20 protein-coding genes are annotated in these 25,651 nt (G+C 72.5%); 5 read left to right on the top strand and 15 right to left on the bottom strand.

Annotated elements, in window-relative coordinates:
• The first annotated feature begins 423 nt into the window (after positions 1-423).
• Both ACFV2J_RS10635 and ACFV2J_RS10630 read left to right on the top strand, forming a co-directional pair.
• The gene (locus ACFV2J_RS10635) at positions 424-1,281 is read left to right on the top strand and encodes a helix-turn-helix domain-containing protein (RefSeq protein ID WP_385083969.1); all 858 of its coding nucleotides are present in this window, start codon (positions 424-426) and stop codon (positions 1,279-1,281) included.
• Between the two features lie 250 nt (positions 1,282-1,531).
• A complete protein-coding gene (locus ACFV2J_RS10630) occupies positions 1,532-1,741 on the top strand; it encodes a DUF397 domain-containing protein (protein ID WP_148008907.1) in 210 nt (69 codons plus the stop codon).
• Positions 1,742-1,882: 141 nt separating this feature from the next.
• Here the strand turns inward: ACFV2J_RS10630 and ACFV2J_RS10625 are convergent, their stop codons facing one another.
• Positions 1,883-2,722 (bottom strand): hypothetical protein, encoded by an 840-nt coding sequence (locus tag ACFV2J_RS10625; protein ID WP_385083970.1) that lies wholly within the window; start codon positions 2,720-2,722, stop codon positions 1,883-1,885.
• A 157-nt stretch (positions 2,723-2,879) separates the two neighbouring features.
• On the opposite strand from ACFV2J_RS10625, the gene ACFV2J_RS10620 reads away from it, so the two are divergent.
• Positions 2,880-3,665: an SDR family oxidoreductase gene (locus ACFV2J_RS10620; RefSeq protein WP_385083983.1), complete on the top strand. Its 786-nt coding sequence runs from the start codon at positions 2,880-2,882 to the stop codon at positions 3,663-3,665.
• A 379-nt stretch (positions 3,666-4,044) separates the two neighbouring features.
• Entirely contained in the window at positions 4,045-5,613 is a 1,569-nt protein-coding gene (locus tag ACFV2J_RS10615) for a sodium:solute symporter family protein (RefSeq protein ID WP_385083971.1), read from the top strand.
• 87 nt (positions 5,614-5,700) lie between these two features.
• On the opposite strand, the gene ACFV2J_RS10610 is transcribed toward ACFV2J_RS10615, so the two are convergent.
• From ACFV2J_RS10610 to ACFV2J_RS10595, 4 genes are all read right to left on the bottom strand, one after another.
• Positions 5,701-6,816: an ADP-ribosylglycohydrolase family protein gene (locus tag ACFV2J_RS10610; RefSeq protein WP_385083972.1), complete on the bottom strand. Its 1,116-nt coding sequence runs from the start codon at positions 6,814-6,816 to the stop codon at positions 5,701-5,703.
• A 165-nt stretch (positions 6,817-6,981) separates the two neighbouring features.
• Positions 6,982-9,672: a tetratricopeptide repeat protein gene (locus ACFV2J_RS10605; RefSeq protein ID WP_385438157.1), complete on the bottom strand. Its 2,691-nt coding sequence runs from the start codon at positions 9,670-9,672 to the stop codon at positions 6,982-6,984.
• 117 nt (positions 9,673-9,789) lie between these two features.
• Positions 9,790-10,362, bottom strand: coding sequence for a hypothetical protein (locus ACFV2J_RS10600; protein ID WP_385083975.1), 573 nt, complete (start codon positions 10,360-10,362; stop codon positions 9,790-9,792).
• A gap of 182 nt (positions 10,363-10,544) precedes the next feature.
• On the bottom strand, positions 10,545-13,130 hold the full coding sequence (locus ACFV2J_RS10595; protein ID WP_385083976.1) for a bifunctional FO biosynthesis protein CofGH: 2,586 nt from the start codon (positions 13,128-13,130) through the stop codon (positions 10,545-10,547).
• 236 nt (positions 13,131-13,366) lie between these two features.
• Between ACFV2J_RS10595 and ACFV2J_RS10590 the strand changes: the two genes are divergently transcribed.
• Positions 13,367-14,884: a CehA/McbA family metallohydrolase gene (locus ACFV2J_RS10590; RefSeq protein ID WP_385083977.1), complete on the top strand. Its 1,518-nt coding sequence runs from the start codon at positions 13,367-13,369 to the stop codon at positions 14,882-14,884.
• 10 nt (positions 14,885-14,894) lie between these two features.
• Here the strand turns inward: ACFV2J_RS10590 and ACFV2J_RS10585 are convergent, their stop codons facing one another.
• The 10 genes from ACFV2J_RS10585 to ACFV2J_RS10540 form a co-directional block, all read right to left on the bottom strand.
• Entirely contained in the window at positions 14,895-15,224 is a 330-nt protein-coding gene (locus tag ACFV2J_RS10585; protein ID WP_385083978.1) for a hypothetical protein, read from the bottom strand.
• 84 nt (positions 15,225-15,308) lie between these two features.
• Complete coding sequence (locus ACFV2J_RS10580; RefSeq protein ID WP_385083979.1) at positions 15,309-16,112, bottom strand: TetR family transcriptional regulator; 804 nt, start codon at positions 16,110-16,112, stop codon at positions 15,309-15,311.
• A gap of 20 nt (positions 16,113-16,132) precedes the next feature.
• Positions 16,133-17,080, bottom strand: a complete 948-nt coding sequence (locus ACFV2J_RS10575; protein ID WP_385083980.1) for an SDR family oxidoreductase — start codon at positions 17,078-17,080, stop codon at positions 16,133-16,135.
• A 56-nt stretch (positions 17,081-17,136) separates the two neighbouring features.
• A complete protein-coding gene (locus ACFV2J_RS10570) occupies positions 17,137-17,886 on the bottom strand; it encodes an SDR family oxidoreductase (RefSeq protein WP_385083981.1) in 750 nt (249 codons plus the stop codon).
• A gap of 144 nt (positions 17,887-18,030) precedes the next feature.
• On the bottom strand, positions 18,031-19,509 hold the full coding sequence (locus ACFV2J_RS10565) for an aldehyde dehydrogenase family protein (RefSeq protein WP_385438150.1): 1,479 nt from the start codon (positions 19,507-19,509) through the stop codon (positions 18,031-18,033).
• Positions 19,506-21,236, bottom strand: coding sequence for an amidohydrolase family protein (locus ACFV2J_RS10560; protein ID WP_385438147.1), 1,731 nt, complete (start codon positions 21,234-21,236; stop codon positions 19,506-19,508). The genes ACFV2J_RS10565 and ACFV2J_RS10560 overlap by 4 nt, the downstream gene beginning before the upstream one ends.
• Before the next feature lie 11 nt (positions 21,237-21,247).
• Positions 21,248-22,366: an LLM class flavin-dependent oxidoreductase gene (locus tag ACFV2J_RS10555; RefSeq protein ID WP_385092118.1), complete on the bottom strand. Its 1,119-nt coding sequence runs from the start codon at positions 22,364-22,366 to the stop codon at positions 21,248-21,250.
• Between the two features lie 100 nt (positions 22,367-22,466).
• Positions 22,467-23,252 (bottom strand): SDR family NAD(P)-dependent oxidoreductase, encoded by a 786-nt coding sequence (locus ACFV2J_RS10550; RefSeq protein WP_385092114.1) that lies wholly within the window; start codon positions 23,250-23,252, stop codon positions 22,467-22,469.
• Between the two features lie 68 nt (positions 23,253-23,320).
• Entirely contained in the window at positions 23,321-24,283 is a 963-nt protein-coding gene (locus tag ACFV2J_RS10545) for an LLM class F420-dependent oxidoreductase (RefSeq protein ID WP_385092111.1), read from the bottom strand.
• Positions 24,280-25,539: an amidohydrolase family protein gene (locus tag ACFV2J_RS10540; protein WP_385092108.1), complete on the bottom strand. Its 1,260-nt coding sequence runs from the start codon at positions 25,537-25,539 to the stop codon at positions 24,280-24,282. The genes ACFV2J_RS10545 and ACFV2J_RS10540 overlap by 4 nt, the downstream gene beginning before the upstream one ends.
• Between the last annotated feature and the right edge of the window lie 112 nt (positions 25,540-25,651).

Raw genomic sequence — 25,651 nt, 5'->3', positions numbered from 1 at the left:
CGGCACGCACCAGCAGGCACCGTCGTACGCACCAGCCGCGCCGCGTCCAACCGCGCGACGCACGCACCACCCGCAGGACCCAGCACCGCCGCACCATCCCGGCATCACCCAGCGCCGCACCGCAGTCCCCAGGATCCGGTTCGGGAGCCGCTGGCTCGCGCGGGGCGGTGGGCCGTACGTCCGGACGACGACACGGCTCCGCCGCCCCGCGCGGCCGCATTCGGGGGTGCGGGGCATATGCGTGCGGTATGCGCCTACGGGACGCGCGGGCGCGTGAGAGGGGTCCCGGTACACCCCGGATCCCCGAACTGGCCCGTACCCAGCGCATATCCGCTGTTTCCCAGCGGTAGAAAGCACCTTGGTGGCAATCTGCTCAACAGCAGATACGCAAAGTAGAGGCCCGCAGCCGGAGGTGCACGTCCCGTGGCGTCAAGTGTCAATCCCACCGTCCGGCGGCGCCGGCTGGGCCAGGAGCTGCGCCGGCTCCGCGAACTCAAGGGCATGACGGCCGAAGAGGTCGCCGAGCGTCTGCTGGTCTCGCAGTCGAAGATCAGCCGGCTGGAGAACGGGCGGCGCAGCATCAGCCAGCGTGACGTCCGCGACCTGTGCGGGGTCTACGAGGTCGAGGACCACCGGATCGTCGACTCGCTGATGCAGATGGCCAAGGACTCGCGCCAGCAGGGCTGGTGGCACTCCTTCGGCGACATCCCGTACAGCGTCTACATCGGTCTGGAGACCGACGCGGCGAGCCTGCGCGTGTACGACCCCCAGGTCGTCCCGGGTCTGCTCCAGACCCGGCCGTACGCCGAGGCGCTGATCGCGGGCGCGCTGCCCGAGACCGCGCCCGTCGACATCGACAAGCGCGTCCAGGTACGTCTGCGCAGACAGGAACGTATCTCCGCGCCGGACAACCCGCTGCGCCTGTGGACCGTCCTCGACGAGTCCGCGCTGCGCCGGGTCGTGGGCAACCGCTCCCTCATGCGCGACCAGTTGGAACACCTGGTGGAGCAGTCCCAGTTCCCGCACGTCACGGTGCAGGTGATCCCGTTCGAGATGGGCGCGCACCCGGGCCTCAACGGCCAGTACGCGATCCTGGAGTTCCCCGACGCGGCCGACTCCAGCGTCGTCTACATCGAGGGTGTCACCAGCGACCTGTACCTGGAGAAGGCGAACGACGTCCAGAAGTACAGCGTGATGTACGAGCACCTGCGGGCGCAGGCCCTGAACGTGGAGCAGTCGCGACAGCTCATCGCGGACATCGCCAAGGAGTACGCCCGCTGAGGCGTGTTCCCGTGCTCCGGCCGCACCTCTGAGGGTGAAGTGGGGCACCCTACACTGCCGTTGGTCAAGGACGGAAGACCCCACTGGTATATGCCACCCGGTCGAGTGAATAGTCGCTTCGCTCGCCGATGTTGGCGAGTAGCGTCGATCACGCCATCAAGCAACAACGTTGGCGTAAACCGCACCGCGAGTTCCTTAGCGGATCCGCGGTGCGGTGACAGCAACTCGACGACTGGCTATCGGAGCAATCATGGCAATCCAGCAAGGCGCCACGGACACGTGGACCAAATCCTCGTACTCGACCGGCAACGGCGCATGTGTCGAGGTCAAGTCCCCGGTTCTCGCGGCGATGGCCGTTCGGGACTCCAAGGTCCCCGAGGGCCCCACGCTGGCGTTCCCCGCGAACTCGTGGAACGCCTTCGTGGCAGAGGTGAGCCGGGGGGCTTTCGACCTCGCCTGATGCATCGACATCTTCGCCGACACCCACAACTGCACCGAACAACCGCATACGCACCACAGACAGAGCCCTCTCGACTGGCCCGCCGTCCCGGCCGAGGGGGCTCGGCCCTTTCCCGGGGACTTTCCCGCGGGTGCTCCGGGTTCAGCGCAGGAGGTCCACGTACCGGTCCGTTCCCGGCACCGTGGGGATGAAGGGCGCCACCAACTCGACCTTCCCCAGGCCTCCTTCGGCCACCTCGGCCTCCCGCCCGGCGAAGTGCCGGTCCCAGCACTCGCGCGGGTCCGCCTCCAGGAACCACAGCAGGGTCAGCCGTGTGTCGACGCCCTCGACCTGCTTCACGTACGTCATGCGGTCGCCGGGCAGCGGGGTGGGGCGGAAGACCGTGACCATGGCGGCCGGGGAGTGCGCGAGCCGGCCGGGGAGGTGGCGGGAGCGCAGCCATTCCAGCAACTCGGCCCGCCGGCCCGGACCTTCGGCGTCGATGACCTCCAGGACCAGCCCGGCGTAGGGGTGGTCGAGGGCGTGGAAGTCGCGGGGGCCCGCGGCGCCGTCCCGGTACACCGTCGCCTCGTGGTCCTGGAAGGCCGTGAAGACATGTGTCCGGTCCTGGTACACCCGGCCGTCGCGATTCAGCCGTTTGTTGATCCCGACGGTCCACTTCATGTGGTCGTCGTAGCGGCCCTCGGTGACCCAGTAGGTCGAGAGGTAGCACCCGGCGGTGACGGGCTGGGCGATCGCCGACTTCTCGGGCAGGCGCAGGAGTTGGAGGTCGCGGGTGGCGACCCAGCGGCGGCCCGCGTACATCCAGGGCATGGCCATCGCCCCGGCGTAGTAGTGGTCGTCCTCGTACCAGCGGTTGTACGCGTACTCGTGGCCCGGGTGCGGCTCGACCATGGTGATCAGCGCGTGGCCCGGGTGGACTCCGTACGGGCCGAGGGCGGCCAGTTCCGCGTACACCTCGCTGCGGGTGTCCTCACTCACGTCGTTCCCCTTCCGTCCTCCGCCGGTCGCCCATACTCTGACGCTCCGTCAGACAAAGCGCCAGAGCCGCGGCGATCCACGGCGAGCGGGCCGAAGGGCGCGCCGGCCGGGAGGCGGACCGGGCCGCGCGAGGGAGCGAGAGGGAGGGGAGAGCGTGATGTCACAGCTCGCGGGCAAGACCGTGGTCGTTTCGGGGGTCGGCGCCGGACTCGGCCACCAGGTCGCGGCGGCGGTCGTACGCGACGGGGGCAACGCCGTGCTGGGGGCGCGCACGGAGGCCAATCTGGCCAAGTCCGCGGCCGACCTCGACCCGGACGGCGCGCACACCGCGTACCGGGCGACGGACATCACGGACGAGGCGCAGTGCGAGGCGCTGGCCGCGCTGGCGACGGAGCGGTTCGGGCGGATCGACGCGGTCGTCCATGTCGCCGCCTGGGACAGCTACTTCGGCGGCCTCCAGGACGCGGATTTCACCACCTGGCAGTCGGTCATCGACGTGAACCTGCTGGGCACCCTGCGGATGACCCGCGCCTGCCTGCCCGCGCTGAAGGTGTGCGGCGGCTCGGTCGTGATCGTCGGGACGCAGTCGTCGGTGGCCGCCCCGTCACAGGTGCGGCAGGCGGCGTACGCGGCCTCGAAGGGCGCGCTGACGAGCGCGATGTACTCCATGGCGCGGGAGCTCGGCCCGCACCGGATCCGGGTCAACACCGTGCTGCCGGGCTGGATGTGGGGCCCGCCGGTGGAGGCGTACGTCCAGTTCACCGCGTACACCGAGGGCGTACCGGAGGCGGACGTCCTGAAGCGGCTCACCGAACGGATGGCCCTGCCCGAGCTGGCCACGGACGGGGATGTCGCGGACGCCGCGGTGTTCCTGGCCTCGGACCGGGCGCGGGCGATCACCGGGCAGTCCCTGCTCGTGAACGCCGGCGAGATCATGCGATAGCCGTCCCAGTCCCGCCGTCCCTTCCCGACCGTACGGGACCCGCATCCCGTACGCCCGTCGTCACCTAGGTCGTCCTGTCGATGTACTGGCGAAGTGCCCGCTCATGGTGTGGTCCACGTCACGGACACGACAACAGCCCGGGAGGTAAAGTAGAGGCAAAATCGTTCTGCTTTCTGATCTGCGTTCATATCCGTGACCGCGAAGGGTCTTGACCGCTCCCTCCGAACGGCGGTTCAATCCCCCAAGTCCCCGCTCCCGCACGGGGGCCCCGCCCTCCCCCAAACTCTCGGCTCCGCCCGAGCAGGGGGACACCGATGCGTACTGGCGAAGTGCCGTCCGGTATCTGCAGGTTCACAAGGCGGACCCCTGGAGGGGGCACATGAACGGTCTCGACTGGGCGGTCCTGGTCGCGTACTTCGGCGTCATGACCGCGATCGGCTTCTGGTCCCACAAACGTGTGGACGACGTCAGCGACTTCTTCACCGCGGGCGGCAAGATGCCGTGGTGGCTGTCCGGCATCTCGCACCACATGTCGGGCTACAGCGCGGTGATGTTCACCGGGTACGCCGGTATCGCGTACACGTACGGCATCACGTCGTACGTCACCTGGGCCCTGCCCATCGCCATCGGCGTACTGCTCGGCGCCAAGCTCTTCGCGCCCCGGCTGAACCGCCTGCGGTCCCGGCTGCACGTGGCCTCACCGCTCGAATACCTGAAGGACCGCTACAACGTCTCGACGCAGCAGGCACTCGCCTGGTCCGGCATCCTGCTGAAGATCGTGGACGTCGGCGCGAAGTGGGCGGCCATCGCCACCCTGCTGAGCGTCTTCACCGGGGTCACGCTCACCCAGGGCATCCTGATCACCGGCGGCATCACCGCCGTGTACTGCACGATCGGCGGCCTGTGGGCCGACGCGCTCACCGAACTCGGCCAGTTCATCATCCAGTTGCTGGCCGGGCTCTCGATGCTGATCATCGCGCTGAACAAGATCTCCGACCAGGGGGGCCTGTCCAAGGCCCTGGACTCGCCGAAGCTGCACGGCCACGCGAACGGCTTCGCGGGTCCCTACCTGACCGTCTTCTTCATCGCGTACCTCTTCATCAAGCTCTTCGAGTACAACGGCGGCATGTGGAACCAGGCCCAGCGCTACATGGCGACGGGCAGCGCGAAGCAGGCCACGAAGTCGGCCTTCCTCTCCGCGGGACTCTGGTTCGTCTGGCCGGTGATCCTCTTCATCCCCATGTGGCTGTCGCCGCTGCTCGTCACGGCGAAGAAGCCGGACGGCTCCGACGCGTACGGCCTGATGACCGAACAACTGCTCCCGCACGGGCTGTTGGGCCTGGTCGTCGTGGGCTTCTTCTCGCACACGATGGCCATGTGCTCCTCGGACGCCAACGCCATCGCCGCCGTGTTCACCCGGGACGTCGCACCGGTCCTCTCCAAGGCCGCGCGGGCCTGGGACACCCGGGCCGGGCTGATCGCCGGACGCGTCACGACCGTCGCGTTCCTCGGCCTGTCGATGGCGGTGGCCACCCAGGTCAACTCGCCCACCTTCAAGGACATCATCACGGTGGTCATCAAGTGGGTGGCCGGCCTGATGGGGCCGATCGCGATCCCGTTCATCCTGGGACTGCTGCGGCCGTTCCGGAAGTCCGGACCGACGGCGGCGCTCACCAGCTGGGCCTGCGGTCTGCTCGCGTTCTTCCTCGTCAACTACCACCTGGACTTCTCGCAGCGCACGGACGTGAAGCTGGAGTACCAGGTCTCCCTCCCGATGGTCATCTCCCTCGTCCTGTACATCGTCATCGGCCTGATCAAGCCCGAGGACACACCGGAGCGGGACGCGATCATCGAGAAGATCAACACGGACGACGACGGGGACGGGGCCGCCGCCGCGGCGATCCCGGCCCAGGCGGACGGGGCGTCGGCCAGCCCTTCGGGCGTCTGAGAACACGGCTTCCGGCGCCCGCGCGCGCCTCTTGAGGACCGGCCCCGGGGACGGCGTTCCCGTACGTCCCCGGGGACGGCTTCCGGTCTAGGCGCGCGGATAGCGGGCGAGCCACCCGGGGGACGACGCTCCGGGGCCGTGCAACGCGGGCCCCTGCGTCATCTCCATCGCGAAGTCGTCCGCGAGGACCAGCATCGTGGGACGGCCCTCCAGCTCGGCCAGCCAGGCCGGCGGGAGGGCCGTCTCGCCGTGCAGAGCGCCCAGCAGACCCCCGGTCAGGGCCCCCGCCACCGCGGAGCGCCCCCCGTGGTTCACCGCCAGGCACAGCCCGTGCCGGATGTCCTCCCCGACCAGGGCGCAGTACACGGCCACCGCGAGCAGCCGCTCCGCCGTGCCCGCCCCCGCCAGTTCCTCCACCCGGGCCGGCGACGGCATCCCCTGCCGTACGGCCCCCAGCGCCTGCTGCAGGGCGCCGCTGACGGGCTCCTGGCCCGGTCGCGCGGCCAGGATCGCGAGCGCCCGCTGCACGGCGCCGTCGAGGCTCTCGCCCCGTGCCAGCGCGTGCACGATGACGGCGTACGCGCCCGCCGCGAGATACGCCGTGGGGTGCCCGTGCGTCTGCGCGGCGCACTCGACGGCGAGTTGCACCACCAACTGCGGCTCCCAGCCCACCAGCAGGCCGAAGGGCGCGGAGCGCGCGGCGGCCTCGGGACCCAGCTCGCCGGGGTTCTTGGGCGCGTCCAGCGTGCCCATGGTCTCGTCGCCGAAGCCGGTCAGACAGGCCCGGGCGGGGTCGCGGCGGGCGTACAGCCACTCCTCGCGGGCCAGCCAGCCGTCGTCCTTGCGGCGTTCGTCCGGACCCCAGTCGCTCTGGGTCGCCGCCCAGCGCCGGTACGCGCGGTGCAGGTCGGTCGGCGGATGCCAGGCGCCGGTGTCGCGGCGCACCTGGGCGCGGATGAGGCCGTCCAGGGTGAAGAGCGTGAGCTGGCTGAGGTGGGTGACGGTACCGCGGCGGTCGTGCCCGGCGGCGAGGTCGTTCAGCCCCTCCGCGCCGTACTCCTGACGGATCTCCTCCAGGGTCAGCCCGTCGAGCGGTGTGCCCAGGGCGTCGCCGACCGCCGTGCCCAGCAGGGTCCCACGGACCCGGCTGCGGAAGTCCTGCTGTTCGGCACGGCCCCAGACGGCACCGGCTGTCGCACCCACCGAGACCTCCCCAGGCACCGTCCGCACGTCCGACAGCTCAGCACTGTAATCGACCGGGAACGGTCCGTTCAGAGCACGGAACGGTATGTGAAGTGTGAGCCGACTGAACCAAGTGATCGCTTATGGACACCGTTCGGTGGGCTTCTCCCTGATACCCGGCGCGGGTCATTCGGGACGCGGGGCGGACCGGGCCGACCGGGCCGACCGGGCCGCGGTGACACGTTCGACGAGCGGAGCGAGCCGGTCCCGGTCGGCGCCGGGCGCGCGCAGCAGGGCGTCGAGCAGGCGGGACAGGTCGTCCAGGGCCGGTCCGTCCAGCCGGTCCCCGGGGTGGGGCCCGAGGGCGCGGTCCAGGTCCAGGCGGGCCTCGTCGTGGCGGCGCAGGGCGATCAGGGCACGGGCGCGGCACAGCAGCACCGGCACCTCGTCGGGCCGCAGCGCCTTCGCCCGGTCGGCGTCGGACAGGGCGGCGGCGGGATCGCCCAGCCCGAGGCGGAGCTCCGCCCGGTGGCGCAGCGCCCACGGGTACTCCGGCACCAGGGCGATGGCCCGGTCGAGGTCCGCGAGGGCCTCGGCCGACCGGCCGAGGTCGCGGTGGCAGACGCCCCGGCTCGCGTACGCCGACGCGTACGCGCCGTCGATGCCGATCGCCCGGTCGTAGTCGGCCAGCGCCTCCTCGTGCCGGCCCGCCGCGCGGAGCGCGTCACCGCGCTCGCACAGTCCCCAGCCCCACTCGGGCAGCAGGCGCAGGCCCAGGTCGAGGTCGGCCAGCTGCCGGGCCGGCTCCCCCAGGCCCCGCCACACCCGGGCCCGGCGGCCCAGCGCCCACGGGTAGTCGGGCTTGAGTTCCAGTGCGCGGTTCAGATCCGCGAGGGCCTCGGCGAGCTGTCCGAGCCGCTGCCGGGTCGCTCCCCTGGACGCCCAGGCGAAGTGGTACGAGGGGTCGAGGGCGATCGCCCGGTCCAGATCGCCGATCGCCTCGGTGTCGTGGCCGAGGATGCGGTGGTACTCACCGCGTACGGAGATCGTCTCGGCGTCGTCCGGAGCGAGCGCGGCGGCCCGGTCCAGATCGGTGATGCCGTTCTCGTGGTCGCCCAGACCGTTGCGGCCGAGCGCCCGGCCGCGGTAGGCGCGCGCGAGGCCGGGATCGAGGTCGACGGCCCTGTCGTACTCCGCCAGCGCCTGCTCGTACGCGCCGGCGTGCCGCAGCGCGCTGCCCCGGACCGCACGGGCGAGGGCCTGCCGGCGGTCGTCCAGTCCGCCGCGGTCCAGCAGCACCCCGAGCGCACCGGCCACCCCGCCCTCGGCGAACGCCTCCGACAGGGCCCGCCCCCACGTCCGCAGGGGCTCCGCGTCCGCGTCCTCGCCCGCCTCCGCCAGGACGCGTGCCCAGCGCCGGGCGGCGACGTCCCCGCCGTCGCAGGCGTCCACGAAGTCCCGCAGCGCCGCGGGCAGCGCGGTCCGGGCGTTCGCGCACAGCAGGTGGTAGGTCTCGGCCAGCCGCAGCTCGCGCCAGCGCTCGTCCGCCCACAGCTCCTCGGTGCCCCGGTCGTCCTCGGCCTCCGCCTCTGCCCGCCACCGCCCGAACGTCTCCGCGAGCCGGGTGTGGCGCTGCGCCCACCCCCGTGGCGAGCGCAGCCGCTGGAGGCGCAGCATCGGGGCGCGTACGACGTCGTGGTACTGGACGCGGTCCCCGCGGTCGCTGACGAACGGGAGGCCGCGCAGCCAGCCGAACAGCGCGTCCGCCTCGTCCTCCGGGCAGTGCGCGGCGGCCCGGAAGACGTCGGCGTCCAGCCGCCTCGGCAGCGCGCACGCCAGCGCGGCGGCCCGCCGGACGGGGTCCTGTTCCCACTTCAGGAAGCGCTCCACGGCCGTCGCGCTGGGGTCGCCCACGTCGTCCGGTCCGGTGGGCCGTCCGGCGGCCAGGGTGGACACCAGCACCGGCAGTCCGCCGGTGAGCCGCAGCACCTCCTCGACGACCGGTTCGGCCACCACTCCCTTGTCGGCGAGCAGGGCCCGGGCCTCGGCCTCCGTGAAGGGCGCCAGCGGCACGTCGGCGACGAAGTCGGCGAAGCCGCCCCAGCGGGCGGTGTCGAAGGGTCGCTGTCCCGCGGTGACGACCACGACGTTCGCCGGCAGGGCGCCGTGCCGGTCGGTCGTCATCACCTCGTGCAGCCAGCCGTCGAGGAAGGGCGCGGTCCGCTCGTAGGTGTCGAAGAGCAGGACGAGCCAGGGGGCCCCGGCGGCGACGGACGCCAGCTCGTCGAGCAGGACCGGGGTGAGGACCCGCTCCGGTGACTGGACCAGCCGCACGTCCTCCTGGTTGCGCAGCCGGGCGCCGATCCCGGCCCTCAACCAGTCGGCCCCGTAGGCGAGTTGGTTCGGGTCGAGGGCTCCCGCGAAGGCACCGACACCGGGCAGCAGGCCGAGCCCGACCAGGCTCGCGCGGGCGGCGGCCAGACTCGCGGGCGACGGCGGGGAGGCCGGGGGTTCCGGTGTCTCCAGCGCCGCCGCCTCGGCTTCGTGCCGGCGCTCACGATGGGTGGCCAGCAGCCGGTCGAGGTCCTTGAACCGGTGTCCCTGCCGGGCGAAGCGCTCGCTGATCGCGGCCATCGCCTCGGGCACGCTGCCCACGCCCTCGTCGACGTACGCGGTCAGTGCCTCGCGTTCCCGGGCGAGCTGTTCCAACTCCCGGACCAGGAAGGTCTTTCCGACTCCCGCGTTCCCGTGCACATGGAACAGGAACCGGTGCCGCTCGTCCTCCGGCGACAGCTCGAAGTTCTCCCGGAAGGCGGCCCGTTCGGCGCCGCGCCCCACGAACCCCTGCCGTCTGCGCTGCCGGATCAGTTCCTGCATCGACGGCCGCCCCCGCACCATCCGCCCGTCCTCCCCGTCACCGCCCGCCCGGACCGGGCTCCAGTCTGGCGCAAGCCGCCGGGATCGACGTGGGTCCGGCTCCGGCGGCCGGCGCGGTCACTCGACCACCGAGACGGCCGTCCCCTTGCTGCCGAACTTCCACACCGCGTCCCCGTCGGCGCTGTGCATGCGGATCGCCCCGGTCCGTGCCCCGGCCGAGGGCTTGGGCGAGGAGCCGTCCTGGGCGTTGGAGAACGCGATCGAGACGCCGGAGCTGACGGTGAAATAGACGATGTTCTCGACCTTCGTCCCGTCGGTGCCCGTGGTCGAGGCGAGGGTGGACGACACCGCGTACCGGCCCGGCGCGGGGCTCACCGTGCCCGGCCACACCGTGAAGGTACGGCTCGCGGCGCCGGCCGCGTCGACGAGCCACACGCGGCGCTCGCCGAGGGAGTAGACGATGCGGCGGCCGGTGCCCGAGCCGCCGGGGACCGCGACCGGTGCGCTCTTCCTCGGTGAGGCGGAGGGGTGCGGGCTCGCCGACGCCGAGGGCTTGGCCTTCCGCGCGGAGGCGAGCGGGTGTGCTCCCTGGTCGGCCTGCGCGGCCAGGGCCGTGACGCCGACGAGCGCCGCCGCGGTCAGACCGGTGACCCAGACCCAGGAGGGAAGCCGTCGGGCAGGCACGGACACGCAACTCCTCAGCTCATGAAGCTTCCGGCTGACGAAGCTTCCGACCCTCGGCCGAGGGTCGGATCATCGTACTGCGAGACACCGGGCGCGAACGCCGCCCCCGGAAGCCCCGGCCCCCGGCCCCGGTACCCGGTACTCGGTACTCGGTTCCCGGCGGCCGCTCACCGCCACCGCCGGGTCCCTCACTCCAGCACGGGAAGCAGTTCCGGCAGGTGGCCGTCCGACGCCGCCGCCGCGCGCTGCCGCTCCTCGGGCACCTCGCCGTACAGGGTCGTCCGCGGCTTCGCCGGGCGCCCCGCGGCCTCCGCGACCGCGACAAGGTCCTTGACGGACTTGTAGGAGCCGTACGAGGAGCCCGCCATCCGGGAGATGGTCTCCTCCATCAGCGTGCCGCCGAGGTCGTTGGCGCCGGAGCGGAGCATCTCCGCCGCGCCCTCGGTGCCCAGCTTCACCCAGCTGGTCTGGATGTTGGGGATGTGCGGGTGGAGCAGGAGGCGGGCCATGGCGGTCACCGCGCGGTTGTCGCGGATCGTCGGGCCCGGCCGGGAGATGCCCGCGAGGTACACCGGCGCGTTGGTGTGGATGAAGGGGAGCGTCACGAACTCCGTGAAGCCGCCGGTCCGCTGCTGGATGCGGGACAGGGTGCGGAAGTGGCCGAGCCAGTGCCGGGGCTGGTCCACATGTCCGTACATCATCGTCGAGGACGAGCGGATGCCGAGCTCGTGCGCGGTCGTGACGACCTCGATCCAGGTCGCCGCGGGCAGCTTCCCCTTGGTCAGGATCCAGCGGACCTCGTCGTCCAGGATCTCGGCGGCGGTGCCGGGGATGGTGTCGAGCCCCGCCTCCTTGGCCGCGGTCAGCCATTCGCGCACCGGCATCCCGGTGCGGGTCGCGCCGTTCACCACCTCCATGGGCGAGAAGGCGTGCACATGCATGCCGGGGACCCGCTCCTTGACCGCCCTCGCGATGTCGAAGTACGCGGTGCCCGGCAGGTCGGGGTGGATGCCGCCCTGCATGCAGACCTCGACCGCCCCGACGTCCCAGGCCTGGGCGGCGCGGTCGGCCACCTGGTCCAGGGACAGGGTGTAGGCGTCGGCGTCCGTACGGCGCTGGGCGAAGGCGCAGAAGCGGCAGCCGGTGTAGCAGACGTTGGTGAAGTTGATGTTCCTGGTGACGATGTACGTGACGTCGTCACCGACGGCGGACCTGCGGACGTCGTCCGCGATGCGGCACAGGGCGTCCAGCGCCGGTCCGTCCGCGTGCAGCAGCGCGAGCGCCTCGTCGTCCGTCAGCCTCGTCGGGTCGTCGGCGGCCGTCGCCAGCGCGGCCCGGACGTCCGTGTCGATACGCGACGGCACCATGCCGGGGGCCGCCGCCTCCCGCAGCGCCTCCCAGTCGCCGTAGACGAGGTCGAAGTCCTCGCGGCGGTCGCCGGTGCGGCCCTCGGTGTCGATCGACGCGTGCAGGTCCGTACGCCCCGACGCCGTGAACGCCTCCTCGGGCTCCTGCCAGGGGTGTCCCTCGACGACGGCGTCCGGCAGGGCCAGGCCCGTCTCCGGGTCCGCCAGGGCCCGCACGTGCGGCAGCAGCCGCGGGTCCAGCCAGGGCTCGCCGCGTTGCACGAACTCCGGGTAGACGCAGAGCCGCTCGCGCAGTTCGAAGCCGGCGGCGCGGGACTGCTCGGCCAGCTGGTCGATCCGCGGCCACGGCCGCTCGGGGTTGACGTGGTCGATGGTCAGGGGGGACACCCCGCCCCAGTCGTCGATCCCCGCGCCGATCAGCCGCCCGTACTCGGAGTCCACCAGGTTGGGCGGCGCCTGGAGGCAGGCGGCCGGTCCCATGATGTGCCGGGCCACGGCCACCGTGGCGACCAGCTCGTCCAGTTCCGCGTCCGGCATCCCGCGCATCGCGGTGTCCGGCTTGGCGCGGAAGTTCTGGATGATCAGCTCCTGGATGCCGTGGTAGGCGCGGGAGACACGGCGGAGCGCGAAGAGGGAATCGGCGCGCTCCTCGTACGTCTCACCGATGCCGATCAGCAGCCCGCTGGTGAAGGGGACGGAGGAGCGGCCCGCGTCCTCCAGGACCCGCAGCCGTACGGCGGGTTCCTTGTCCGGGGAGCCGTGGTGGGGTCCGCCGGGCTCGCTCCACAGCCGGGTGGCCGTCGTCTCCAGCATCATGCCCATGCTGGGCGCGACGGGCTTGAGCCGCTGGAAGTCGGTCCAGGACATGACGCCCGGGTTGAGGTGCGGGAGCAGTCCCGTCTCCTCCAGGATGCGGATGGAGATGGCCCGCACATAGGCGATCGTGTCGTCGTACCCGTGCGCGTCCAGCCACTCCCGCGCCTCGGGCCAGCGGTCCTCGGGCTTGTCGCCGAGGGTGATGAGGGCTTCCTTGCAGCCGAGTTCGGCACCGCGCCGGGCGATGTCGAGGACCTCGTCCGGGGACATGAACATCCCGTGCCCGGCCCGGCGCAGCTTGCCCGGGACGGTCACGAAGGTGCAGTAGTGGCACTTGTCCCGGCACAGCCGGGTGAGCGGGACGAACACGCTCTTGGAGTACGTGATGACACCGGCGCGGCCCGCGGCGTCGAGGCCCGCGTCACGCACCCGTGCGGCGGAGGCGGCGAGGTCGTCGAGATCCTCGCCGCGCGCCTGGAGCAGGACGGCCGCCTCGGTGACGTCGAGCGCGACGCCGTCCCGCGCGCGCCTGAGCGCCCGCCGCATGGAGTTCGCCGTCGGCCCGGTCCCGGGAGTCGCGGAAGTCGTCATCCTTCGAGCATACGATCGCCGTGACCAGGCACTGGAGGGCGCGGGCGGTTTCCTCCGGCCGGGCGGCCCCGGTTCCCCGTCGCCGCGGGGTTCCCGGTTCGCGCGCCGCTTCGCCGAAAGCCGTCGATCCCCTTCCCTTGCACCACCGTTCACTGCCGGCCACGAGGGTGGTACGGGACACGCCCGCACCACCTCTGCACCACCCATGTCAGCGACGACACCCTGGGAGCGGCAGCATGTGCGAGGACGAGCACGGCAACGGCATGGCCAGGCGCGCGCTGTTCGTGACCGGAGCGGCCGCGGCGCTTACGTTGGGAGGCGTGACCTTCGCGAGCGGTTCCGGAGCGGCCGGCCGTACCGAGACCCGGACGGTGTCGGGCACGCTGCCCGTCGGCGCGCCGGACTTCGTGTACCTCCCCGTCGAAGTCCCGCACGGGGTGCGGGAGATCCATGTCGCGTACGCCTACGAGAGGCCGTCGGTCCCGGCGGGCACCGCGGGCAACGCGCTCGACATCGGCCTCTTCGACGAGCGCGGCACGGAGCTGGGCGGCGAGGGCTTCCGCGGCTGGTCGGGCGGGGCACGTACGGAGTTCTTCGTCCGGGCGGACGACGCGACCCCGGGATACGTCCCCGGCCGGATCCGCCCCGGCACCTGGCACCTCGCGCTCGGCCCGTACACGGTGGCACCGCAGGGACTGTCGTACGAGGTCACCGTCACGCTCACCTACGGGGAGCAGGCCGTGACGCCGGCCCCGGTGTACCCCCCGTCGCGCGCGAAGGGCCGCGGGCGTGCCTGGTACCGGGGCGACTGCCACCTGCACTCCTGGTACTCGGACGGCCGCCGCACCCCGGCGGAGATCGCGGCACTGGCCCGGGCGGCGGGCCTGGACTTCATCAACAGCTCGGACCACAACACGCACTCCTCGCATCCGCACTGGGCGGACCAGGCGGGCGACGACCTGCTGATCATGCTCGGTGAGGAGGTCACCACGCGCAACGGCCATGTGGTGGCGCTCGGTACGGACCCGGGCACGTTCGTCGACTGGCGCTACCGCGCGCGCGACAACCGGTTCGGCCGTTTCGCCCGCCGGATCCGCCGCGCGGGCGGCCTGGTCGTCCCGGCGCATCCGCACGCCACCTGCATCGGCTGCGGCTGGAAGTTCGGGTTCGGGGAGGCGGACGCGGTCGAGGTGTGGAACGGCCCGTACACGCCGGACGACGAGGCGGCCCTGGCCGAGTGGGACAACACCCTCGTCGCGTCCGTCCGTTCGGAGTCGCGGTCCTGGCTCCCGGCGATGGGCAACAGCGACGCCCATCGCGACCCGGACGCGGTCGGCTCGCCCCAGACGGTCGTCCTCGCCGACGACCTGACCCGGGAGGCCGTCCAGGACGGCATCCGCGCGGGCCGCTCGTACGTGGCGGAGTCCAAGTCGGTGGAGCTGGCGTTCACCGTGTCCGGTCCCACCGGTGAACACGCCGGCATCGGCGGCCGGCTGAAGGTGGCGGCGGACGCCCGGGTCACCGTGCGCCTGGAGGTCACCGGCGCCCCGCGCTGCACGGCCCGCTTCGTCACCGACCAGGGTGTCCTGTTCACCAGTGACGTCCTGCCGGTCTCCGGCTCGGGCACGGTGGAGTGGCGGACGACCCCGCAGTACGCGGCCTACGTACGGGCCGAACTCCGACACGAGACGGCGGCGGGCCCGGTCCCCGGAGCCCTGGCCGCGTTCACCAACCCGATCTTCCTGGGCGCCTGACCGGCGGGGCTCACGCCCGGCCGAGGGCCAGCAGGACCACCAGGAGGACCATCAGCGCGCCCAGTCCCGCCCCGGCCGCCTTCGCACCGCCCCGGGGCAGGAAGATCCCGGCGACCGTCGCCAGCGTGACGAGCGGCACGCCGGCCAGGGCGAGCAGGACCAGCGCGTCCGTGGAACCCGTCGTGCGCACGCCGTCCTGGCAGGTGTCGCAGGCGACGGCCAGCAGCGGACCGAAGATCGCGACGAGTGCGCCGGTTCCGAGTACCAGCGACGCGAGGACGGTCAGGACGGCCCACTCGGAGGGGGTGCGCCGGGCTCGGGTGGTGGGGGTGTTCGCCATGTCGCCGACGCTACGGAGGGCGGGGAACGGCGGGCATCCGTCGCCGTACTCAGGGCGCGGGGGCCCGGCACCTGAGTAGCGTCGCTACGGCCGGTCCGGCGCCGCGTTGGAGAGCCGGTCGAGCCACTCCGCCAGCAGGGCGGACTCGGCGGAGGTGAAAGCCGGACTGGGGGTCTGCCGGAGGAGCGCGCCGAGGCGGGTGGCGGTGACGGGGACCGGTGCCTCGCCGGGGTCGACCGGCGCGGGGGCGGGGGTCGCGGTGCCGGGGGCCGCGGTACCAGAGGCCGCGGTACCGGAGGCCGCGGTACCGGAGGCCGCGGTGCCGGGGGCGGAGTCCGCCATCACCTCCGGTACGAAGACCGCGGTGTGCACGGCGTCCCGCACCCGGCGCGACAGGGTCACGTCCTCGAAGGTCGCCGGGCGGGACACCAGCATCAGGCAGACGCCCACGTTGGCGGACATGATCATCTGCGCGGCCAGTTCGGGGGCCAGGCGCAGCTTGCCCTGCTCGGCCGCCCGCCGGAGGTCCTCCGTGAGGATGCGGTGGGACTCCAGGGCCGCGGCGGGCGGGGTGCGCATCGCCGGGGAGTTCATGAGCCGGTAGAGGTTGGGGTTGCGCAGGGCGAAGTCCGTGTGGGTGTCCCAGCCGTCGCGCAGGTCCCGGACGGGATCGGTGCCGGGGGTGCGCTCGCGCTTGGTCGCCAGGTACTGGTCGAAGCCGTGGTCGACGACCGCCGACAGCAGTCCCTCCTTGTCCCCGAAGTGGCGGTAGAGCGCCGGGGCACCGACCCCGGCGGCCTCGCACACCGCCCGGGTCGAGACGTCACCGTCCGGGGACTGGGCGACCAGGGCGGCCGCCACTTCCAGGATTCGCGCCTTCGTACTCACGGGGGCGACGGTAGCGGAGGTCACGCGGCTCCCTCGCGCAGGGCCGGACGTGGGGCCGGGCGTGGGGCCAGCAGGTCGTCCAGGCCGATCCGGGTCAGGAACTCGGCCCGGACGCGGTCCGCGACCCGGCTGACCTCCTCCGAGCCGTCGTCGGCGGGGTCCACGTGCACCCGGAAGGGCCGCTTCCCGTCGGGGGCGCCGACGACCTCGACGACGGCGTCGGCGACGAGGGACGCGTCCGCGCCGGCGGGCGCCAGGGCCGCGAGGCGCTGGGCGACCTGGTCCGTCAGCCCCGCGTAGCGCTCCTCGTACGCCCGGATCACCGTGGCGTCGGCGGGGTGGCCGCCGTTCGCGAAGTGGTCGGTGCCGGAGGTGAAGGCGCCCGGCACCACGATGCTGGTCTCGACGCCGAAGCGGGCCAGTTCGGCGGCGTACGACACGGCGAGCGCGTCCATCGCGGCCTTGGCGGCGAAGTACGGCGCCAGGTAGGGCGGGGTGCCGCCGCGCGAGGAGGTCGAGCCGACCCACACCAGCAGGCCGTGCCCCTGGGCGCGCAGGTGCGGCAGCGCGGCCCGGTTGACCCGCTGGGTGCCGAGCACGTTCGTGTCGTAGACCGCGGCCAGCTCTTCGGGTGTGAAGGCCTCCGCCGGTCCGGTGACCATGTGCCCGGCGTTGTGCACCAGCACGTCCAGGGAGCCGGACCGTGCCAGCACCTCGGCGATCGCCGCGTCGGCCGACTCCTGGGAGAGAACGTCCAGTTCGACCGTACGGAGGTCCACCCCGTGTTCGGCGGCGTACTCCTCGGCGACGGCGACCCGCACGGCGTTGCGGCCGGCGGTGTCACGCATCGCCGCGTACACCGTGTGACCGGCGTGCGCGAGGGCGCGGGCGGACAGTGCGCCGAAGCCGGAACCGGCGCCGGTGATGAGGATCGTCCTGTGCTGGACGGAACGCGGGACGGCGTCCATGGCGGAACTCCTTCGCGGTCGAGGGGGGCGGGCCGGGCGTGGCGGGTCGAGGGGGATCAGATGATGCCGCCGTTGGCACGGAGCACCTGTCCGTTGACCCAGCGGCCGTCCGGGCCCGCGAGGAAGGAGACGACCCCGGCGATGTCCTGCGGGGTGCCGAGGCGCTCCAGCGGGGGCTGGGCCGCCGCCCGGGCGATGGTCTCCTCGTCCTTGCCGTCCAGGTACAGGGCGGTGGCGGTGGGGCCGGGGGCCACCACGTTGACGGTGACGTCCCGGCCGCGCATCTCGCGGGCGACGATCAGGGTCATGGCCTCGACGGCGCCCTTGGTGGCGGCGTACCCGCTGTACCCGGGGAGGGCCAGCGCCAGCACGGAGCTGGAGAAGTTGACGAGGGCGCCGCCCGCGCGCAGCCGGCGCACCGCCTGCTGTCCGACGACGAAGGTGCCGCGGACGTTGGTGCGGTGCATCCGGTCCAGGTCGTCGAGGTCGAGGTCGGCCAGCGGGGCCAGGGTCATGACCCCGGCGGCGTGGACGACGACGTCGACGCCGCCGAAGCGGGCCTCCACCGCGTCGAAGAGGGCCGCCATCGCGGTCTCGTCGGCGACGTCCGCGCGCAGGGCGAGGGCCTCCCCGCCGGCGTCGGTGATCGCGGCGACGGCCTTGTCGGCCTCCGCCTCGTTGCCCGCGTAGTTGACCACGACGGTGTATCCGTCGGCGGCCAGTCGCCCGGCGGTCTCGCGGCCGATCCCGCGGGATCCGCCGGTGACGACCGCGACGCGCGGGGAGGTGCCGGTCCGCTCGCTCATGACGTTGCTCCTCGACCTTCGGGGGTAGCGGTGTTCGCAACCCGACGAGAGCAACGCTAACACTTATTCGATAGCGACGCTACCTTCCGGGGTAGCGGCGTTACGGAGTCGCGGGGCCCGGCGGTCACCTCCGCGGCACAGGAGTCACCCCGGCCACACGAGGGCCTGCACCTCGCTGTACGCGTGCAGGGCGTAGGAGCCCACGTCCCGTCCGACACCGCTCTTCTTGAACCCGCCGAAGGGCGCCTCCATGTTGCGGCCGACGGTGTTGATCCCGACCCCGCCCGCCCTGAGCCGCCGGGCGACCCGGAAGGCGCGGGCCACGTCGCCCGACCAGACGTAGTCGATCAGCCCGTAGTCGCTGTCGTTGGCGAGCGCGATCCCCTCCTCCTCGTCGTCGAAGGGCACGACCACGACGACGGGCCCGAAGATCTCCTCGCGCACCACCCGCATCTGCGCGGTGCAGTCCGCGAGAAGCGTGGGAGCGACGTAGAAACCCCGGTCGAGAGGCGGCCGTTCGCCCCCCGCGACCACGCGCGCGCCCTCCTTCCGGCCGAGTTCGACATACGCCTCGATCCGGTCCCGGTGGGCCGCCGAGATGACCGGCCCGACCACCGTCCCCGGCTCCCGCGGATCTCCCACCGTCAACCGCCCCGCGTACGCGGCGAGTCCGTCGACCAGCCGGTCGTACACGCCCCGCTGCGCGATCACCCGGGTGGGCGCCGTACAGATCTGTCCGCTGTAGAACGAGTACGTGGTGCCGATCCCGGACACCGCCGAGCCGAGGTCGGCGTCGTCGAAGACGAGGGCCGCCCCCTTCCCGCCCAGCTCCATCAGCTGACGCTTCATCCCGCGTCCGCACACCTCGGCGATACGTCGGCCGACGGCGGTCGAGCCGGTGAAGCTGACCATGTCCACGTCCTCGCAGTCCACGGCCGCCTCCCCGGCCTCCGCACGCGAACCGCTCACCACGTTGACCACGCCCGGCGGCACGCCCGCCGCCTCCAGCGCCTCAGCCATCCGGTACACGGACAGCGGATCCTGCGGGGCGGGCTTCACGACCACCGTGTTGCCCATGGCGAGCGCCGGGGCGATCTTGCCCGCCGGATTGGCCCAGGGGTTGTTGTACGAGGTGATGCAGGTGACCACGCCGACGGGCTGGCGCACCGCCAGGGCGCCCATCACGGCCGCCCCGCCGAACGGCCCCGCCTCGTTGATCTGCGGCGGCAGCGGCTGCTCGGCCGGCTCGACCCGGGCGTAGCGCCGGAAGCGGGCGGCGCCCACCCCCACCTGCATCCCGCGGGCGGTGGCCGTCGTGGCGCCGCTCTCGGCCGCGGCGAGTTCGGCGTACGGGACGAAACGGCGCTGGATGGCGTCGGCCGCCCGGCCGAGCAGCGCGGCGCGCTCCTCCGGGGGCGTCCGGGACCAGGGCCCGAAGGCCTCGCGGGCGGCGGCCGCCGCCGCCCGCACCTGGTCCCGGGAGGCCTCCGGCGCCCATCCGACGAGCCCCTCGGTCGCCGGGTCGGTCACCGCGTAGTGCCCGTCGTCGGGCGGGACCCACGAACCGCCGATGAACAGCCGCTGCCCCTCGCCCGCCGGGCCGCTCCCGATGGCACCGCTCACCGCGTGTTCACCGTCCTCGTGTCCCGCCCGGAGCGGAGCACCTTCCCGGGGACGGCCCCGCTCACCACGTCGTCGCGGATCGCCTCGACCCCGTTGACCCACACCGCCCGCACGCCGATCGCCTTCGAGTCCAGGCGCGGGCTGTCACCCGGCAGGTCGTGCACCAGGGTGGCCTTGCCGGCGTCGATCCGCTCGGGGTCGAAGAGCACGAGGTCCGCGTGGAAGCCCTCCGCGATGCGCCCGCGTCCGCGCAGCCCGAAGAGGCGCGCGGGGTCGTCCGTGAGCATCCGCACCGCCCGCTCCAGCGTCACCAGTCGCCGCCCGCGCAGACAGTCCCCGAGGAACCGGGTCGTGTACGGGGCCCCGCACATGCGGTCCAGGTGGGCGCCCGCGTCCGAGCCGCCGAGCAGCACGTCCGGGTGCTGCCAGGTCTCGGCGCGCAGCGACCAGGAGTCGGGGTCGTTGTCGGAGGGCATGGGCCACAGCACGGTCCGCAGCTCGTCGGCGGCGCAGATCTCGACCAGGCACTCGAAGGGTTCCTGGCCGCGCTCGGCGGCGATGTCCCCGACCACCCGTCCGGTGAGCCCCTCGTTCGCCGCGCTGTAGGTGTCGCCGATGACGTACCGCCCGAAGTGCGCGAGCCGCCGGAAGACACCTGCCTCCTTCGAGCCGGCCCGGCGGAGCATCTCGGCGCGTGTGTCCGCGTCGCGCAGCCGCGCGATGCGCTCCGGCACGGGCAGTGCGAGGACCGGTCCCCAGCCGGGGATCAGGTTCAGCGCGCAGAAGGTGCCCAGCGACATGTTCATGGGGGTGAGGATCGGCATGGTGAGGGCCACCACCCGGCCGCCCGCCTTCCGTGCCCGTTCGCTCGCCAGCAGCTGCCTCGGCACCCGTTCGGGCACGGCGGCGTCGATCGTCAGCACGTTCCAGTTCAGCGGACGGCCCGCCGCCGCGCTCATCTCGGCGAAGAGGTCGATCTCCGCGTCGCTGAACTGGTCGAGGCATCCGGCCGTGATCGCCTCGATCTGGGTGCCCTCGTGCTCCCCCACCGCCCGGCTGAGCGCCAGCAGTTCGGCGGGGCGGGCGTGCCGGGAGGCGACCGGGTTCCCGTCCCCGTCGGAGTGGGTGGAGGACTGGGTGGTGGACAGGCCCCAGGCGCCGGCGTCCATCGCGTCGTGGAGCAGCGTGAGCATGCGCGCCAGCTGTTCCCCGGTCGGCTGCCCGCCCACCGCGTCCGCGCCCATCACGTACCGCCGCAGCGCGCAGTGGCCCACCATGAACCCGGCGTTGACGGCGATCCGCCCCTCCAGGGCGTCCAGGTAGTCGCCGAAGGTGTGCCAGTTCCAGGGGGCGCCCTCCTCCAGGGCGACCAGGGACATGCCCTCGACCTTGGACATCATCCGCCGCGTGTAGTCGGCGTCCCCGGGCCGCTCGGGGTTGAGCGGGGCGAGCGTGAAGCCGCAGTTGCCGCCGGCGACGGTGGTGACGCCGTGGTTCAGGGACGGGGTCGCGTACGGGTCCCAGAAGAGCTGGGCGTCGTAGTGCGTGTGCGGGTCGACGAAGCCGGGGGCGAGGACGAGACCCGTGGCGTCCTCGCTCGTCCGGGACGGCTCGGTCACCGTGCCGATCACGGCGATCCGGCCGTCCCGGACGCCGACGTCGGCCCGGCGGCCGGGCGCGCCCGTGCCGTCCACGACGGTCGCGCCCCTGATGACGTGGTCGAGCATGGCCGCCCCCCTCAGGAAGCCTGGCGGAACCGGGTGGTCCGGTGCACCGGGTCCGTGTCGATCTTCGGAATCACGTGCCGTCCGATCAGCTCGATGGTCCGCAGCGTGTACTCGCGCGAGACCCCGACCGGCAGACCGAAGGAGAGCTGGTCGGCGCCCGCCTGCTCCCACCGCTTGCACTGGGTGAGCACCTCGTCCGGGTCGCCGCAGATCAGCAGTTCCTCGGCGATGAGCAGCTCGATGAACTCCTCGTTGTACTCGGGGAGGGTCTCGGGCCAGACGGGGAAGCCCTCGGGGCGCGGGAAGGTGTCGTGGTAGCGGAAGACGAGCGAGGGCAGGTAGTGCAGGCCGCCGCTGACGGCGACCCGGATGGCCTCCTCGTGCGTCGGCGCGCAGATCGCGGTGGTCGTCACCATCACGTTGTCGTTGACGAAGTCCCCGACGGGTTCCGCCTCGACGACGGCCGTCTTGTACTGCTCCAGGACCCATTCCATGTCGGAGACCTTCTGCACGCTGAAGCCGAGCACGCCGAGCCCCTTGCGGGCGGCCATGGCGTACGAGGGCGGCGACCCGGCGGCGTACCACATGGCGGGGTGCGACTTCCCGTACGGCTTCGGCAGGACCTTGCGCGGCGGGAGCTGCCAGTGCTTGCCCTGGAAGCCGGGGTACTCGTCCTGGAGCCACATCTTCGGGAACTCGGCGATGGTCTCTTCCCAGATCTCCTTGGTGTAGTTCATGTCGGTGACGCCGGGGATGAAGCCGAGGATCTCGTGGCTGCCGGCGCCCCGGCCGCTGCCGAACTCGAAGCGGTTGCCGGTGAGGTGGTCGAGCATGGCGACCTTCTCGGCGACCTTCACCGGGTGGTTGACCTGGGCGAGCGGGTTGAAGATGCCCGACCCGAGGTGGATCCGCTCGGTCGCGTGCGCCAGGTATCCGAGGTAGACGTCGTTGGCCGAGAGGTGCGAGTACTCCTCCAGGAAGTGGTGCTCGGACGCCCAGGCGTACTTGAAACCGGACTTGTCCGCCTGGATGACGTACTCGGTCTCCTCCATCAGCGCCTTGTGCTCCGCGAGCGGGTCGGTCTCGGCGCGCTTGCCGACGTATCCCTGTACAAAGAGCCCGAATTCCAAGGAGGTTCACCGTCCCCACATCTGTATCTGACATGCCGTCAGATCTACTGTCCGCCGACTGTCGCACCGGGTCCCCGAGGCGTCAATAGCTGACGGCTCGTCAGATGACGCTGACGCCGGCCAGCCAGCCGCCGTCGATCACGAAGGGCTGGCCCGTGATGTACGAGGAGTCCTCGCCGGTGAGGAAGAGGGCGAGGCGGGCCACCTCCTCGGGCCGTCCGATCCGGCCGAGGGGCACGAGCTTGCGGTACAGCTCGTCCAGCGCCCGGGAGGTCGCCGCGCTGTGGGCGGGGTCGGCGTCCGGGTCGAGCTGGGCGGGGTTGCTCATCGCCGTGTCGATGGCCCCCGGACAGACCGCGTTGACCCTGATCCTCTTCGCGGCCAGCTCCAGGGCGGCCACCCGCGTCAGACCCACGATGGCGTGCTTGGTCGCGGCGTAGGCGCCCACGCAGGCCATCCCGGTGAGGCCCGCGTAGGAGGCGGTGTTGACGATCGTGCCGCCGCCCGCGCTCGCGATCTCCGGCGCGACGGTCCTGATCCCGAGGAACACCCCCACCTGGTTGACCTGCACGATCTGCTGGAACTCGGCCAGCGGGGTGTCGACCAGCTCGTTGAAGCGCAGGATGCCGGCGTTGTTGACCAGCCCGTCGATCCGCCCGTACGCCTCCTTGGCGCGGGCGACCGCCGCACGCCAGTCGTCCTCCTCGCGCACGTCGAGGTGGACGTAGCGTGCGCCGATCTCCTTGGCCAGCGCCTCCCCCTGGTCGTCGAGGACGTCCGCGACGACAACCTCGGCGCCCTCCCGCACGAAGAGCCGCGCCTCCTGCTCGCCCTGCCCGCGCGCCGCGCCGGTGATGAGGACGACGCGTCCGTCCAGCTTGCCCATGTCCGTCTCCCTGGGTCGTGTCCGACAATCCGCGCCGCCCACCCGGCCGGAGGGGCGGCCCCGGCGATTCAGCCGAGAAGGGGCGCCACCTCGGCGCCGAACGCGGCCATCTGGTCGACGAGTTCGCCGCTCCCGCGCGACCGGAACCGCACCTGGATCTGGTCCACCCCCATCGCGCGGTACGCCCGCAGCGACTCGGCGAGGGCCTCGGGCGGCCCGCTGAGGGTGCGGCGCCCGACCTCCCAGCCGGGCTCGCCCACGTACAGGGGCTCGGTGATGGCGCCGACGGTGAGCGGTCCGCGGACGCCCGCCTCCTCGCGCAGCCGCCGCAGCGTGGCGATCTGTCCGGGCAGCCGCTCGCGCGGGTCGCCCTGCGGCAGCCAGCCGTCCGCCTTCAGCGCGGCCCTGCGCACCGCCGCGGGCGAGGAGCCGCCGACCCACAGGGGCACGCCCGGCTGCGCCGGCCGGGGCCGCTGGCCGAGCCCCTCGAAGTCGTAGAGCTTCCCGTGGTGCTCGGGGAACTCGTCCCGCCCCAGCGCGGCCCGCAGCGCGTCGATCGACTCGTCGAGCACGGCGCCCCGGTGCCGGAAGTCGGCCCCCACCGCCTCGAACTCCTCCCGCACGTGCCCGGCGCCGACCCCGAGGATCAGCCGTCCGCCGCTGAGGTGGTCGAGGGTGGCGTACTGCTTGGCCGTGACGAGCGGGTGCCGCAGCCCGACGACCGCGACATGGCTGAGCAGCCGTACCCGCTCGGTCACGCCCGCCAGGAAGGCGAGCGTGGCCACCGGGTCGTACCAGACCGTGCTCATGGCGTCCGCGAGCCGGCGCGGGACGGCGACGTGGTCGCAGCACGCGACGTAGGCGAAGCCGCAGCGGTCGGCGGTACGGGCGATCTCGACGAGCTCCCGCGCGCCCGCGCCGTCCTCCCACGCCTCGGCGTAGAGGGTGCTCTGCGACTGCACCGGGAGCTGGATGCCGTAGCGCAGCGGCCGGTCCGCGGCGCCGTGCGGCCGCTTCCCCTCCCCGTTCAACGGGCACCGCCCGGACCCGCCCACAGCCCGTCCTCCGTCAGCCCCAGCAGGTCGATCGCGTTGCCCCGTACGATCCGCTCGACCACGTCCGGGGCGAGGTGGCCCATCTGGTCCTCACCGACCTCGCGGGACTTCGGCCAGGTGGAGTCGGAGTGCGGGTAGTCGGTCTCGTACAGGACGTTCGCGACGCCGATGGAGTCGAGGTTCCGGAGTCCGAAGGCGTCGTCGAAGAAGCAGCCGTACACATGGTCGGCGAAGAGCTCGGACGGCGGACGGTGGACCTTGTCGGCGACGCCGCCCCAGCCGCGGTTCTCCTCCCAGACCACGTCGGCGCGTTCGAGGATGTAGGGAATCCAGCCGATCTGGCCCTCGGCGTACATCACCCGCAGGTTCGGGAAGCGCTCGAACTTGCCGCTCATCAGCCAGTCCACCATCGAGAAGCAGCAGTTGGCGAAGGTGATGGTGGAGCCGACGGCGGGCGGGGCGTCGGCCGAGGTCGAGGGCATCCTGCTGCTGGAGCCGATGTGCATGGCGACGACCGTGCCGGTCTCGTCGCAGGCCGCGAGGAAGGGGTCCCAGTCGTCGGTGTGCACGGACGGCAGCCCCAGATGCGGCGGGATCTCGGAGAAGGCGACGGCGCGTACGCCACGGGCGGCGTTGCGGCGCACCTCGTCCGCCGCGAGCGCCGGGTCCCACAGGGGGACGAGGGTGAGCGGGACGAGACGGCCGGCGGCCGCCGGACCGCACCACTCCTCCACCATCCAGTCGTTGTAGGCCCGCACCGAGAGCAGTCCGAGTTCACGGTCCTTGGCCTCGGTGAACGTCTGCCCGCAAAAGCGCGGGAAGGTGGGGAAGCACAGCGCGGACTGGACGTGGTTGACGTCCATGTCGGCGAGCCGCTGGGGGACGTCGTACGAGCCGGGCCGCATCTGCTCGTAGGTGATGACCTCCAGGCGTATCTCGTCCCTGTCGTATCCGACGGCGGTGTCGAGGCGGGTGAGAGGCCGGTGGAGGTCCTCGTACACCCACCAGTCCCCGATCGGACCGTCGTCGCCCGGCCCGCCCATCACCGGGGCGAACCTGCCGCCGAGGAAGGTCATCTCCTTCAGCGGCGCGCGGACGATACGGGGCCCGGTGTCCCGGTACCTCGACGGAAGGCGGTCCCGCCAGACGCCCGGGGGCTCCACGGTGTGGTCGTCCACCGAGATGATCCTGGGGAAGTCGGGGGCGGTCGAAGGGGTCTGGGTGGTCTCCATATCGCCCACGGTAGCGCTGATCTGACGACCCGTCAGCTGTCCGGAAGCGCTCCCTGGAACCCGCGACTCTGTGCGAACGTGTGCGGAGACCGTGTGAGGGAGATGTGATCTT

The organism is Streptomyces sp. NPDC059668, from assembly GCF_042734135.1.
Classification (GTDB): Bacteria; Actinomycetota; Actinomycetes; order Streptomycetales; family Streptomycetaceae; genus Streptomyces.
This window is presented reverse-complemented; position numbering and strand designations above follow the sequence as displayed.